Here is a 13287-nt window from a genome sequence, read left to right on the forward strand (position 1 = left end):
GCGGCGTTTACGGCCCTGAATCGGCCCGCGCTCGCGCTGATGTAATCGAAATCATCCGTAACAGCCGCCCTATCGCGCGGCAACTGCATTGTGCGGCCCCGCCCCGGCGAACCTGCGCCTTGTAATGACCGGCGCTTCTCGCCAGTGTCGCGCCGATGCCTACCATTCAAGATGTCGCGCGCGACGCGGGGGTCTCCACCGCGACCGTCTCCCGGGTGTTCAGCGCCCCCGAACTCGTTCTGGAAGGCACCCGGCAAAAGGTCATGGAGGCGGTGAACCGCCTCGGCTACGAGCCGAACTTCGCGGCCAAGAGCCTGCGCACCCTGCGCACCGAGAAGATCCTGGTCACCGTGCCGGACATCTCCAACCCGTTCTTCTCGCGGGTCATCCGCGGCGTCGAGGAGGCCGCCCATGCGGCCGGCTACTCGGTGCTGCTCGGCGACACCCGCCACCAGGAGGAGCGCGAGGAGCAGTACGCCACCATGCTCCGCCGCAAAGAGGCCGACGGCCTGATCTTCCTCGGCCACCGGCTGCCCGACACCCTTGTCGACATGGTCGCGGCGATGGGCCCGCGCACGCCGATCGTCAACGGCTGCGAGTTCGCGCCCGACCTTGGCGTGGCCAGCGCCCACATCGACAACACCGCCGCCGCCCAGGAGGTGATGGATCACCTCTATGGCCTGGGTCACGTCCGCGTCGGCGTGATCACCGGCCCGCTGGCCAGCCCGCTCAGCGCCGACCGCCTGGCCGGTGTGCGCGCCGCCGCCGAGCGCCATGGCCAGACCGCCGCCCTCCAGGTCATCACCGGCGACTTCACCATCGAGTCGGGCCTGCACCAAGCCGCCGTCCTGCTGGAGGGCCAGAACCGCCCGACCGCGACCTTCTGCTTCAGCGACGAGATGGCCATGGGCGCGCTGGAGGCGATCCGCCGCGCCGGCCTCTCCTGCCCGCGCGACATCTCCCTGGTCGGCTTCGACGACATCCGCTTCGCCGAGTACCTGGCCCCGCAGCTGACCACCGTCAGCCAGCCGATGGACGCCATCGGCCACGAGGTCGTGCGCCTGCTGCTAGACATCCTCAAGGGCCGCGCCACGACCCTGCAGCAGGTGACTCTCCCCCACCGCCTGATCGTCCGCGCCAGCACCGCCGCGCCGCCGACGCCCTAACCCACCCCCGCTCATCCCGGCGAAAGCCGGGACCCAAGCCGACTCGCAGTGAAACAGGCGGCGTCGAGCCTAGCCCAATCGCCGCTTGGATCCCGGCCTTCGCCGGGACGAGCGGTGAAGGCCGGAGCCCGCTCTAGCTGGGCCTGCGCCCTATTCCCGCTTCCTGCTGCGCGCGGTCAGGCGCTGAGCCCGTCCCGGGACTGCGGCGCCGGCAGGGCCCGCAGCCGCGCGTCGACGAAGTCCCAGAGCGCGGCGATCTCGCCGGCCGCGGCGCGGTCGGGCGATTCCTCGGCCGAGCGGCCTCGCTCCAGCGCCGTCTGATAGATCGAGCGCGAGCGCAGGATCGCCGGAGCGACCTCGGCGCGCATGTAGTCCAGGCCCTTCATCGCCCGCTTGACCAGCGGCGCCTCGACATTGCCGCGCGCCACCGGGGCCTGGTTCATCACCACCACCGACGGCTTGCCGATCTTGCGCACCAGGCTCAGCGTCCGCGCCAGTCCCGACAGGTCGATCAGGGTCGGGCGCGCCACCAGGAGCGCGAAGTCGGCCAGTACCACCGCCTCGCCGACCGATTCCACCGCCCCGGCCGCGGTGTCGATGATCAGCAGGTCCTTGCCCTGCGACAGCGCCCCGAACTGCGCGGCCAGCACGTTGCGCGCGGCGGCGCTCACCACCTGCGGCCCGCCGCCTTCGCGTGTCTCCAGGATGTCCCGCGCCGAATTCTGCGGATCGGTGTCGACCAGCAGCGCCTGTTGGCCACGCAGATGCGCCGCCAGCGCCAGGTGCGTCGCCACCGTGGTCTTGCCCGAGCCCCCCTTCAGGGCGATGACCGCCAACGTCTTCAAACTCACCTCGCGCGAACCGATCCCCGGCGGTTCTGGCCCCCAATTTAGGCGCCGCCGCGGCGGACGAAGCGCTGCGCCCGCGGCCCAAGGTCTGGCCCGGCGCCGCGGACTTGTCCAGCGCCGCGGGAGTTGGCGCAGGCGCCCGACGGCCCTAGTCTGTCGGGGTGCTGTCGCCCTGTCGTCGCGTTGTTGGCGGGCGGCTGGCGGGTTGCTGGCGTGGAGCCGACAGGCCTTCATCCTTCACGGTCGGGGCGATCTCCGACGAGGACTTTGGACATGCTGATCCAGAAGCTGCGACTGCAAAAGGGCTGGTCCCAGGAACAGCTCGCAGAGGTATCGGGCCTCAGCGTCCGCACCATTCAACGGCTCGAGCGCGGCCAGCCCGGCAGCCTCGAGACGATGAACGCCCTCGCGGCGGTCTTTGAAACAGACCTCGACCGCTTGAAGGAACCGTCCATGGACACCACCCGCCCCGACAACGTCAGGACCGACGACGTCCGGCCCGACGAAGCCCTCGCCCTCGCCCACGTGCGCAAGGTCAAGGGCTTCTATGTCCACCTGACCCAGTACCTGATCGTCATTCCGATCCTCGCCCTCATCAACCTGATGAGCTACGCGCACTATCTGTGGTTCGTCTGGCCGGCGCTCGGCTGGGGCCTCGGCCTGCTGGCTCACGGCGCGAGCGTGTTCAACTTCGTGCCGTTCCTCGACGGCGCCTGGGAGCGGCGTCAGGTCGAGAAGCACCTCGGCCGCAAGCTCTAGGGCGGCCAAGTCTAAGCCGGCAGTTGCGCGGCGGCGCGGGCCAGCAGCCCCTGGAACCAGGCGTGACCGCGCCGCGCGCCCGCCGCCTGGCTCCAGAACGCGTCGATGTCGAGCCGCCGCTCGGGAAACTCGATCTCCAGCAGCCGGATGTCGCGCGACCTCGCCAGTTCCTGCGCCAGCTTGCGCGGCACGAGCGCCAGGCCCTGCGCCTCCTCGACGATCGCCCCCATGACCAGGAAGTTGGGCACCTCGCAGACCGGCGCGACCTCCAGCACCGAGGTCGGCTGGATCAGCCCGGCCCGCGCCAGGGCGCTTCGCTCGCCGACCTGATAGACGACCTGCCGCGCGGCCCGGAACTCCGCCGCCGTGATCGTCTCGCCCCATCGCGCATCGCTGCACGCGGCGATGCAGACCATCTCGTCGCGCCACAGCGCCATGCGCTCCATCCGCTTGCCGAAGGTCCGCCCGACGGGCCGCGGCACGATGAAGAAGTCGATCTGGTCGCGGTCCTCGGTCTCGCCGGGCGTCTGCTCGAGGAACCGCAGATCCACTTGCGGCGCCTCCTGGGCGCACAGCCTCGCCAGCTGCGGAGCCAGCAGCACGGTCACATAGTCGGCGGTCCGGATCACGATGCGCAGCGCCTCGCTCTTCGGCTCGAACGGCCGCGGCGGCTCGTACAGCAGCTCCAGGTCCCAGAGGATCGCGCCCAGAGGCCCCAGGATCGCCTGCCCGCGCTCGGTCAGCTTGGCCTCCCGCCCGCGCGAGACGATCAGGTCGTCGGCGAACGCCTCGCGCAGCTGGCGCAGCGCCTTGCTGACCGCCGGCTGGCTGATCCCCAGTTCGCGGGCGCTGGCCGTCACGCTGCGGCTGCGGAGCAGCGACAGCAGGATCGGCAGCAGGTCGAGGTTGGTCTGGCGCAGGGTCTGGGCGACCTGGCCCCGCGTCGGGCCAACGCCCTTCGATTTCGCATGTTCAGCCATGCCGGGCATAACAGCTGGTTATGTCGCGAATTCCAAGATCGGCCGTTTCGAGCGCCCGCCCGCCGGTCTAGGCTCCCCTCCAAGGTCCCCAGAGGCCGACGGGAGAGAAGCAGATGTCGACAGCCCCCGCCTTCGCGCGCGCCGCGGAAATCGAGGCCAGCCTGGAACAGCTGGCCGAGCTCTGCGAGGATCCGACCCCGGTCGTCTACAAGCGCCTGTTCGAGCTCCAGCCGCACATGGAGCCGTACTTCTGGCGCGACACCACCAACGCCATCAAGGGCGAGATGCTCTCGCGCACCTTCGCCGCCATCCTCGATTTCATCGGCGAGCGGCGCTACGCCGACCATATGATCGAGACCGAGATCATCACCCACGAGGGCTACGACGTCCCGCGCGAGGTGTTCGCGACCTTCTTCTCGGTCGTCCGCGACGCGGTGCGCGAGGTCCTCGGCCCGGCCTTCACCCCGCAGCTCGCCGAGGCCTGGGACGCCCTGCTCGCCGAGATCGACGTCTACGTCCAGGCCACACCGCGCCACGACGTGGTCAGCGCCTACCACGCCCCCCGCGTCGCCGCCTTCCAGCGCGGCGAACCGCTGAGCTAGGCGGCGGACGGCGCGGGCTGGCCGACGTGATCAGTGGTCCGTGACCAGCTGGAACAGATACTCCTCGACCACCTGGCCGTTCTCCCAGCGGGCGATGGTCGCCATGGTCGAGCCGTCGTTGAAGACGCCGGTCACAGCCGTCCAGGCGCCGGCCCCGATCCGGATGGGATGGGCTTCGATCTGGTTTTCGGGGTTCTGCCGGAGGAACTCCTGCGCCCACGCGATGTGGTCTTCGACGTTCTCGGTATGCTGGCCGAAGCCGCCGACCATCACGGTCCGCCCGTGCAACTGCCTGAAGAGGTCCCAATCGCGCTTGTTCCAGGCCTCGAAGTCGAGCCTCTCAAACAGCGCCAGATTATGCTCCGCCTGAGAGCTGTCGGCGGCTTTGATCGATTGTCCGTTATTCGTTGCTGCAGTCGCGACCATGGGCTTGGCTCCTTGGCCCCCGCCAACCAACCATATAACGAAGTTCGACGAAGTGAGCAGGCCCTCTTCCGGAGGGAAGCTCGGCGCCGCGACCAGGCCGTCCATCGCGCCGAAGAAGGGCCCATGAGGGCTAGCGATGCGCATCTGGAGCGCGTAGAGGCGTAAGCATAGGTTGAGCACGCTGGGGGGCGATGCGTTGAAGTCTTGGGGAATGGCCGGCCTGATCGCCGTGCTTATGGACGTCGTGATGTGCGGTCCCGCGGTGGCGGATCCTGCGGCTCCAGCGCCAGCGCCGACCGATCTGAAATCCTTCCGGGTGGACGCCTTCGAGAAGGTGGTCATCCCGAGCAACAGGGATGACTATCTCGGCCGAACCGTGCGCCTGAAGACTGACAGGTCCGAGATGGTCCACATCAGGCTCGGCTACAGGTTCGTCGCGATGAATGAGGGCGCGATCAACGCCGTTGTCGGCGGCATTTCCTTCACGGCGCCCGCGGGGTCGCAGTTTACCCGGCGCAACGCCCGGGGCGGGCGTCTCGCGGAGCTGGCGCCCAATGCTCTGATCCTCTGCCAGGAGGCGTATCAGCGAAATCTAGCCCAGTCCCTGGCTGCAGCCTCGACCCTGGGGCTGACCCAGCTCGCCGCCCGATATTCTGAGATGGTTCAGCTCTGCGCGGTCGACGAGGATCGCGATGGGAAGATCGAGAAGCTGTTTCTCGGGGGCGCTAAGCAGGCGCAGGATCTGGAATTCACCGCGATCCATCCGGTCCCCTATCAGTATCGTGCGAATTTCGAGGTCGATGACGCCGAGATCACCCTGTTCCTGGTTAAGAGGCTTTGGGGGCCCCCTGTCCTCCTCGCTGGCTTGAACGGCCCCCGAGGCGCCGTCGGCCTCTCAAGGTTGATGTTCGATATGGACGGCGCGATGAGATACCAGGAAACCACGATCAAAATTCGGAAGGATAATCTCCCTCAAGAGGTGAAGCTGGGCTCCGCCGTCTTTTCCGTGACGAAATACGATGCGGAGGCCGGAATTGCGGATCTCGAGTTCTCCAATTTCTTCGACACACAAAAGGTCGACTGGTTCGTCGAGCCCGAAACCATCTACATCTACTACTAGGGTAGCGCCCCCAGGTTCGACACAGCTCGGCTGCGTGGCCTGGGGCGCCTAGCGGCCCTTCGGAGGCGGGCAGTAGAAGCCAAGCGCTGCGAACTCGAGCGTTTTCTCGCCGACTTCGAGGTCCGCCGGCAGGCCAAAATCGCGATACGACAGAAAGCCCCCGATCTCCTGGCCAGGGGCCAGATAGGTCGCACAGCCGTTCGGGCAGTAGCCGGTATTGAACGGCTCAAGAGCAAACCTGCGCCCCTCGACGACCAGAAAGGCGGTGTCTCCGTCCTGGTGAATCTTGCCGCCCTTGTTGGGCCAATGCTCAGGTAACAGGCAGACGCCCCGTGGCGTCGTGTTGCGGTAGCGAACTTCGATCCGCTTCTGCTCGGGCTCATCGTTGTAGGTGTAGGCGAGCGGAAAAAGTTGGCTCGTAGTCACACAGCCCGCAGTAGCGAGTCCAAACGCGACGATCGCGTGCTGGCGCCAGAGCTGAACAACACCCATCGCCCATAGTCGCCCAACATGCTGTCGGCCCGCAACGGGTCGAGCTCGGTCGCGAACCCAGTCGCCGTTGGCGGACCTTCAGCAGAACGCCCCAATAGCGGTCGCCGCCAGGAACATCGCAACACTTCCCGCCGATGGGGTAAACTCACGCGAAGGACTGGCGCGGCCTCGGCGAGCCTGTGGGTGCAGTGGATTAGGCGGCTCCCGTACTCGAAACGGAATTCGACCATGACCTCTGGAGCCGATCTGCCGCATTTGCATGGCGGCCTTGTGCTGACCGACGGAGGACTGGAGACCTGCCTGATCTTCCACGACGGGATCGACCTGCCGCACTTCGCGGCCTTCATGCTGCTGCGTAGCGAAGAGGGACGAGCGGCCCTCAGGCGCTACTACGAGCCCTATCTGCAGATTGCGCAGAACGACGGGCGGGGGTTCATCCTGGAGAGCCCGACCTGGCGGGCCAGCGCGGACTGGGCGGACCGGCTCGACGTCCCGGCCGCCGAGTTGGCCGAGCTCAACGGCGCGGCCATCCGCCTGATGCAGGCCCTGCGGGACGAGTACGGCGGCCGGGTGTCGCCGCTGGTGGTGTCGGGCTGCGTCGGACCGCGCGGCGACGGCTACGATCCGGGCAAGCTCATGACCGCTGAGGCGGCCGAGGCCTACCACGCCGACCAGATCGCGGCGTTCGTGGCGGCCGGCGCCGACATGGTTGCGGCGATCACCATGACCAACGTTCCCGAGGCGATCGGCCTGGCGCGCGCCGCCCAGGCGCAGGGCGCCCCCGTGGCGATCTCCTTCACCGTGGAAACCGACGGCAAGCTGCCCACCGGCCAGACGCTGGGCCAGGCGGTGGCCGAGGTGGACGCCGCCACCGGCGCCTGGCCGGCCTACTACATGGTCAACTGCGCGCACCCGGCCCACTTCGCCCAGGCCTTCGAGGCCGGCGCCCCCTGGCTGCAGCGCGTGCGCGGACTGCGCGCCAACGCGTCCCGGCGCAGCCACCAGGAGCTCGACGAGGCCCCGGACCTCGACGACGGCGATCCCGCCGAACTGGGCGCCGAGCACGCCGACATCCTGCGAGCCCTGCCCCAGATCAAGGTGCTGGGCGGCTGCTGCGGGACTGACCATCGCCACATCGCCGCCATGAGCCGGGCCTGCGAAGCCCTCTGAGGCCGGCCCGCCGACCTCGCGAACTCACGCGGACGTCGGCCCCGCCGCTTGCCACCGCGCCCTCCATACCATAGGGGGGTATCCTATGGCTCACCTCTCCTCCCAGAACGAAGCGCTGCTCAAGCGCGTCCGCCGCATCGCCGGCCAGGTCGAGGCGATCGAGCGCTCGATCGCCGGCCACGCCGCCTGCGCCGACACCCTGCACCTCGTCGCCGCCACCCGCGGGGCGATCAACGGCCTGCTCGACGAGGTGGTCGAAGCCCACCTGCGCGAGCACGTCGCCGCGCCGGGCCTCGACGACGCCGCCCGCGCCCAGGGCGCCGAAGAAGTCATCCAAGCCATCCGCCGCTATTCGAAGTGAGCCGACCCATGACCACCGCCGCCGACCTCGAAGACCTCGCCCACGACCACGTGTTCCTCGGCGCGGCGCACGACGACCACGCCCGCCGCACGCTCTGGGTGGTCGGCCTGACCGCCGTGATGATGGTCGCCGAGATCATCGCCGGCTACTGGACCGGCTCGATGGCGCTGCTGGCCGACGGCTTCCACATGGCCACCCACGCCGGCGCGCTCGGCGTCGCCGCCGCAGCCTACGGCTACGCCCGCAAGCACGCGCGCAGCGACAGGTTCAGCTTCGGCACCGGCAAGGTCGGCGACCTCGCCGGTTTCGCCTCGGCGCTGGTGCTGGGCATGGTCGCCATCGGCATCGGGGTCGAGTCCGTCAAGCGGCTGCTCGAGCCGACCACCGTCGCCTTCGGCGAGGCGACCATTGTCGCCGTCGTCGGCCTGGCGGTGAACCTGGTCAGCGCCCTGCTGCTGGGCGCCGGCCATCATCACGGCCACCACAGTCACGATCACCATGGCCATGACCATCACGGCCATGGCCATCACCACGACCACAGCCACCACGGCGTCCACCACAGCGGCGACAACAACCTGCGCTCGGCCTACATGCACGTGCTGGCCGACGCCCTGACCTCGGTGCTGGCGATCGTGGCGCTGCTGGCCGGCCGGCTGCTCGGCTGGGTCTGGCTCGACCCGGTTATGGGCATCGTCGGCGCGCTGGTGATCGGCCGCTGGTCCTGGACCCTGATGCGCGACACCGCCGGCGTGCTGCTCGACGCCACCGACACGCACGTCGCCGCCGAGGTCCGCGAGCTGCTGGAAGGCCCCGGCGACGCGCGCATCTGCGACCTGCACGTCTGGCGCGTCGGGCCCCAGGCGCACGCCGCCATCGTCAGCGTGGTCGGCGGCCTCGACGCCGCCGAGATCCGCCGCCGCCTGATCCCGGTCCACGAACTGGCGCACCTCACCGTCGAGGCGCGCTAGCGGCGCTCCTCACGCCAGCCCGTGCAGCCCCTGCAGCGGCTGGCCGATCACCGCGCGGCGGCTCTCGGCGGCCCGGCGCAGCACCTCGCGCGGCAGGTTGTAGTAGGCGCTCGGCGTCATCCCCATGAAGGCGCGGAACTCGCGGGTGAAGTGGGCCTGGTCGACATAGCCCTCGTCGAGCAGGGTGTTCAGCGGCCGGTCCAACTGCCCGCCGATCTGCTCCAGGGTGCGCAGGAACCGCTGGCGACGCAGCAGCCGCTTGGGCGCAAAGCCGAACACCTTGCGGCACAGCCGGTCGAGCGTCCGGGTCGAGACCCCGGCCTGGCCGGCGAACACCGCGGTGCTGCGGATGTCGCCGGTGAACAGCGCATTGGCCGCCCGCTGCACCGCCGGATCGACGATCGGCGCGGCCGCCGCGCGGGCCTCCAGCCGCCCATCCAGCGCCGCGACCCGCGCCGCGTCGTCTGACCGCGCGAGGAGGTCGGCCAGCATCTCGCCGGCCGCCTCCCCCCAGAGGTCGCTGAAGTCCACCGCGGCGTTGGCGTAGGGTTCGGCGCTCTCGCCGATCAGCCGGCTCCAGCCCAGCGGCGTCAGCCCGAAGCCGACCACCAGCCCGCCGTCCGTGCGGATGGTCCCGGTGCGGTCGGTCGGCCCCCACAGCCCGGCCGGGGTCGAGAACCACGGCGCGTCCTCGCTCAGCCGCCAGGTCCAGTCGCCGTCGATGACGAACCGCACGTTCGCCCACTCGGGGTGCAGGTGATCGAGGTGCGCCCCCGGCGGCACCTCGACGAAGTAATAGGCGGTGATCAGGCCCCGCAGGCTCGCGGCCGGCGGATAGAACCTGACCTGCGGCGCGGATGGCTGGGGTTCTTCCATGAGATCCGCCCGACTGGTCATGGCGAAGCTTAGGCGCCGATCCGGCCCGGTTCAACGCCGCCGACGCCGATTGGCGAATTTCTACAAAGTGCTCGCGACGCTCGCTCCTAGAACAAGCTCAACCGGACGAACCGTTCAGGAGCAAATGACCTTGTCCTTCAAGTATCTGGCCGCCGTCGCCGCGGCATTGGTCCCGGCGGGACCTGCTCTCGCCGCCAACCTTCTCGTCAACGGCGGGTTCGAAGAAACCCCGACCCAGCCGTTCTACTATGACAGCTACGCGCCCGGCGGGCATATCCAGCACTACCCCGCCCCGGCCGTCGCCGCCCAGTACGTGCCCGGCTGGGTGCTCGGCGATCCGACCGTCTCCGACCTCTACCGGGCCCCGGTCGTCTACTCGCTGGTCCCGGCCTCGGCCGCCGAGGGCTCGCAGTTCCTGTCGCTGAACTGGTCGCCGCTGGGCGGCGTCACCCTGTTCAACTCGATCTCCCAGGACTTCGTGCTCGGCGCCGGGGCCACCGGCTTCGACTTCGCGGTCGCCATGGGGGTGGAGTCCGGCTTCAACGGCTCGACCCTGCAGGTCCAGATCCTCGACGCCGGCCAGAACGTGGTCGCCCAGTCGGGCCTCTTCACCCACGAGGACGGCAACCGCACCTGGTCGCAGAAGACCTGGAGCGCCGCGCTCGCGCCGGGGGCCTACACCCTGCGGCTCAATGGAACCGGAAACGGCAACGCCTGGGACGTGCTGCTCGACGACGTGCGGCTGGAGCAGGTCGCCGGCCTGGCCTCAGGCGTGCCCGAGCCCTCCAGCTGGGCGCTGATGATCGTCGGCTTCCTCGGCGCCGGCCTCGGCCTGCGGCGCGCGCGGGGCGTCACGGCGCAGGCCTAGGCGGCCGCCTGGACCACGTCGGCTTCCTCGATGGTCTTGAGCATGTCGTCCGAGATCGAAAGGGTGCTCTGGCCCAGCCGGTTGGCCTGCATGGCCAGCACCCTTTCGAACAGGTTGCGGACGTCGCGGCCGTTGGCGAAGTTGACCGCCGCCGCCCGCCGCCGCGCCAGTTCGGCCCGGACGGCGACGCGCGCCGAGTCGGTCAGCACGTAGTCGGCGCCCTTGGCCTGCCGCTCGAAGATCTCCATGGTCTCTTCGGGCGTGTAGTCCGGGAAATCGATGTTGCGCGAGAACCGCGACCGCAAACCCGGGTTCGAGCTCAGGAACGCCTCCATCTGATCTCCATAGCCGGCGGCGATGACCACCAGGTCGTCGCGGTGGTCCTCCATCAGCTTCAGCAGCGTCTCGATCGCCTCGCTGCCATAGTCCTGGCCGCCCTTGGGCATCAGGGCGTACGCCTCGTCGATGAACAGAACCCCGCCCAACGCCTGCTGAACCACACCGGCGACCTTCGGCGCGGTCTGGCCAAGATAGATGCCGACCATCTGGCTGCGGTCGACCTCGACCAGGTGGCCCTTCGAAATCAGGCCGAGCTTGCCGTAGATTTGCGACACGATCCGCGCGACCGTCGTCTTGCCGGTGCCGGGGTTGCCCGAGAACACCAGGTGCAGGCTCATGTCCGGCGTCGGCAGGTTCCGCTCGCGCCGCATCTGCGAGACCTTGGCCAGGTTCACCAGCGTGTCGATCTCCTGCTTCACCGACGCCAGCCCGACCAGGGCGTGCAGCTTGGCGATGCTGGCCTCCAGCGGCTCGTCGTTCACCGGCGTGGCCCGCACCGCCGGTCCCGGCGCGATTCCCGTGCCGCAGAAGCCGCCTTGCGGCGCCTCGGCCTCGGGCGGAAACGCCTTCGCCAGCAGTTCCTCCACGGTCGGCGCCATGGCATGCAGGACGTGGTTGATCCAGGCGATCTGCGCCAGCTCGACCTCCGTGGCCTTGTCGTCGGCCAGGGCCAGGGCGTCGGTGAAGCGGCCGAAGAAGCGCACCATGCCGTCGGTGGCGGGCGTGTACGGCAGCCCGAAGCCCCGCTCGCCGGCCGCCGCGCCGAGCATCAGGGCCGAGAGATGGGGGGCTATGTCGCTCCGGAACGCGTCCAGGTCCTTGGCGTAGCCGCCCCGCAGCCGCGCATAGTAGTCGGCCGTGTTGCTGACCCCGAAGGCGCGGTTGAGCAGATCGACTTCCAGCGGCGTCAGGCGGCCGCTCGGATTGCAGACGTAGACGCCGGTCGCGGCCACGGCCAGGAACACCTCGTCGGCCGACCTGCTGCCGTGCTCCGCCATGGCGTCCTTCACCGTCGCCAGGCCCTGCCCGAAATTGAACCGAAGCTCGCTCCAAAGGGCGCCCGCCTCGTCGGCCATGGCGGCGGCCTCCCCGCGCAGCTTGGCGGGCTCCTCCGGCCAGCTCGGCTCGATCGGCGTCGGCTCCCACGCCGGCATGGGCGCCGGCTCCTGCTCCGGCTCCGGCGGCAGGCCGAACCGCTTGGGCAGCGCGCCGGGCGGCTCGCTTGTCCCCATCACCGGCTCGGCCTTCCTGTCGGCCTCGGCCTGCGCCGCCGAACGCCGCCACCAGACGGCGAGGACCGCGGCCAGGATCCAGCCGAGGATCGTCCACCCGAGCAACAGGTCGAGCACCCCGACGATGATCAGGTGGCGGCCGCGCAGCCGCCCGAACGCCGCCAGCAGGACCGGCGCGACGTACAGGCCGATGAAGATGAGAGCCGTCCAGGCCGGCAAGGTCTGGGGCGCGCTCGTCGCCGCTTCCATGTAGCCCCCCGACTACTCAACTCGAATCCGGCGCCAGCAGATCATCTCCGCAGCGCAGCGCCTAGCCGCGACTTCCGCCGCGCGCCGTCGCCGGCATGTCGAACACCAGCAGCCCCGGCGCGTCCAGCGCCAGTTGCGCGGCGACTTCGCCGTCCGGGGTCAGCACCGCCGTCGGCCCCCAGCCGACCAGCCCGCCCCGCTCTCCGGTCACGTCCGCCGACATCAGCCACAGGCCGGTCTCCCGGCAGCGCTCGCCGCGCACCGCATTGTGCTTGTCGCGCCACTCGATCGCCGCCGGCCGCGGCAGCATGTTGTTGGCCGGGCACAGCAGCAGCGAGGCCCCCTGCTCGGCCACGCTCATCGCCGCCTCGGCGAAATTGGTGTCGAAGCAGATGTTGATCCCGAAGCGCAGGCCGCCCGCCTCGAAGGTCGGAACGTCGCTCCCCGGCCGAAAACAGCGCTCGCGCCCCAGCAGGTGGCGCTTGCGATAGCGCCCCACCAGCCCCCGCCGGTGGATCACCGCGGCGGTGTTGTAGAGGTGCTCGCCGTCCGCCTCGATCAGGCCGACAACGATCATCGGCCCATCCTGCGGCAGCGCCGCCAACAGCTCGCCAAACCGCGGCCCCGCGAGGTCCAGCGCCGCCCGCCGCGCAGCGTCGGCCTCTGTCAGGTAGCCCTGGAGAAAGCCCTCGGGAAAGCACAGCAGCGCCGCGTCCCGCGCCTGCCGGGCGACGTCCAGCAGGTAGCCGAACGCCGCATCGAGATCGTCCACGAACTCCGGCGTCTGGGCCGCGGCGATGCGCACCATCG

Annotated in this window: 15 protein-coding genes; 8 read left to right on the forward strand and 7 right to left on the reverse strand. The window is 69.6% G+C overall.

All coding sequences use genetic code 11. The annotated features are described in order from the left end of the window. Window positions 1–155: 155 nt before the first annotated feature. Window positions 156–1166 (forward strand): LacI family DNA-binding transcriptional regulator, encoded by a 1011-nt coding sequence (locus ACSQ2H_RS14730; RefSeq protein ID WP_436062137.1) that lies wholly within the window; start codon window positions 156–158, stop codon window positions 1164–1166. Window positions 1167–1342: 176 nt separating this feature from the next. Here the strand turns inward: ACSQ2H_RS14730 and ACSQ2H_RS14735 are convergent, their stop codons facing one another. Further along, window positions 1343–2011 (reverse strand): AAA family ATPase, encoded by a 669-nt coding sequence (locus ACSQ2H_RS14735; protein WP_436062138.1) that lies wholly within the window; start codon window positions 2009–2011, stop codon window positions 1343–1345. Between the two features lie 276 nt (window positions 2012–2287). Here ACSQ2H_RS14735 and ACSQ2H_RS14740 point away from each other — a divergent pair, with 276 nt between their 5' ends. After that, window positions 2288–2773, forward strand: a complete 486-nt coding sequence (locus tag ACSQ2H_RS14740) for a 2TM domain-containing protein (RefSeq protein WP_436062139.1) — start codon at window positions 2288–2290, stop codon at window positions 2771–2773. Window positions 2774–2784: 11 nt separating this feature from the next. On the opposite strand, the gene ACSQ2H_RS14745 is transcribed toward ACSQ2H_RS14740, so the two are convergent. Further along, window positions 2785–3753 carry a LysR family transcriptional regulator gene (locus tag ACSQ2H_RS14745; protein WP_436062140.1) on the reverse strand — a complete coding sequence of 323 codons (969 nt, stop codon included), beginning with the start codon at window positions 3751–3753 and terminating at the stop codon, window positions 2785–2787. Between the two features lie 113 nt (window positions 3754–3866). Between ACSQ2H_RS14745 and ACSQ2H_RS14750 the strand changes: the two genes are divergently transcribed. Further along, on the forward strand, window positions 3867–4355 hold the full coding sequence (locus ACSQ2H_RS14750; RefSeq protein WP_436062141.1) for a globin domain-containing protein: 489 nt from the start codon (window positions 3867–3869) through the stop codon (window positions 4353–4355). 30 nt (window positions 4356–4385) lie between these two features. Here ACSQ2H_RS14750 and ACSQ2H_RS14755 read toward each other — a convergent pair whose 3' ends face one another. After that, on the reverse strand, window positions 4386–4925 hold the full coding sequence (locus ACSQ2H_RS14755; RefSeq protein WP_436062142.1) for a hypothetical protein: 540 nt from the start codon (window positions 4923–4925) through the stop codon (window positions 4386–4388). 67 nt (window positions 4926–4992) lie between these two features. Here ACSQ2H_RS14755 and ACSQ2H_RS14760 point away from each other — a divergent pair, with 67 nt between their 5' ends. After that, window positions 4993–5901 carry a hypothetical protein gene (locus ACSQ2H_RS14760; protein WP_436062143.1) on the forward strand — a complete coding sequence of 303 codons (909 nt, stop codon included), beginning with the start codon at window positions 4993–4995 and terminating at the stop codon, window positions 5899–5901. 48 nt (window positions 5902–5949) lie between these two features. Here the strand turns inward: ACSQ2H_RS14760 and ACSQ2H_RS14765 are convergent, their stop codons facing one another. Next, window positions 5950–6393, reverse strand: coding sequence for a hypothetical protein (locus ACSQ2H_RS14765; protein WP_436062144.1), 444 nt, complete (start codon window positions 6391–6393; stop codon window positions 5950–5952). A gap of 228 nt (window positions 6394–6621) precedes the next feature. On the opposite strand from ACSQ2H_RS14765, the gene ACSQ2H_RS14770 reads away from it, so the two are divergent. The 3 genes from ACSQ2H_RS14770 to dmeF all read left to right on the forward strand — a co-directional run bounded on the left by ACSQ2H_RS14770 (window position 6622) and on the right by dmeF (window position 8892). Then, a complete protein-coding gene (locus ACSQ2H_RS14770; protein WP_436062145.1) occupies window positions 6622–7563 on the forward strand; it encodes a homocysteine S-methyltransferase family protein in 942 nt (313 codons plus the stop codon). A gap of 85 nt (window positions 7564–7648) precedes the next feature. After that, window positions 7649–7924: a metal/formaldehyde-sensitive transcriptional repressor gene (locus ACSQ2H_RS14775; protein WP_436062146.1), complete on the forward strand. Its 276-nt coding sequence runs from the start codon at window positions 7649–7651 to the stop codon at window positions 7922–7924. Between the two features lie 8 nt (window positions 7925–7932). Next, window positions 7933–8892: a CDF family Co(II)/Ni(II) efflux transporter DmeF gene (gene dmeF, locus ACSQ2H_RS14780; protein WP_436062147.1), complete on the forward strand. Its 960-nt coding sequence runs from the start codon at window positions 7933–7935 to the stop codon at window positions 8890–8892. A gap of 9 nt (window positions 8893–8901) precedes the next feature. Here dmeF and ACSQ2H_RS14785 read toward each other — a convergent pair whose 3' ends face one another. Then, on the reverse strand, window positions 8902–9768 hold the full coding sequence (locus ACSQ2H_RS14785; protein WP_436062148.1) for a helix-turn-helix domain-containing protein: 867 nt from the start codon (window positions 9766–9768) through the stop codon (window positions 8902–8904). 145 nt (window positions 9769–9913) lie between these two features. Here ACSQ2H_RS14785 and ACSQ2H_RS14790 point away from each other — a divergent pair, with 145 nt between their 5' ends. Next, on the forward strand, window positions 9914–10657 hold the full coding sequence (locus tag ACSQ2H_RS14790; RefSeq protein ID WP_436062149.1) for a PEP-CTERM sorting domain-containing protein: 744 nt from the start codon (window positions 9914–9916) through the stop codon (window positions 10655–10657). Here ACSQ2H_RS14790 and ACSQ2H_RS14795 read toward each other — a convergent pair. Together ACSQ2H_RS14795 and ACSQ2H_RS14800 are read right to left on the reverse strand one after the other, a co-directional pair. Beyond that, the gene (locus ACSQ2H_RS14795; RefSeq protein ID WP_436062150.1) at window positions 10654–12477 is read right to left on the reverse strand and encodes an AAA family ATPase; all 1824 of its coding nucleotides are present in this window, start codon (window positions 12475–12477) and stop codon (window positions 10654–10656) included. The two genes, ACSQ2H_RS14790 and ACSQ2H_RS14795, sit on opposite strands and share 4 nt — an antisense overlap. Window positions 12478–12538: 61 nt before the next feature. Beyond that, complete coding sequence (locus ACSQ2H_RS14800) at window positions 12539–13285, reverse strand: carbon-nitrogen hydrolase family protein (RefSeq protein ID WP_436062151.1); 747 nt, start codon at window positions 13283–13285, stop codon at window positions 12539–12541. Window positions 13286–13287 lie beyond the last annotated feature (2 nt).

The organism is Phenylobacterium sp. LjRoot97, assembly GCF_964254345.1.
GTDB lineage: Bacteria > Pseudomonadota > Alphaproteobacteria > Caulobacterales > Caulobacteraceae > Phenylobacterium.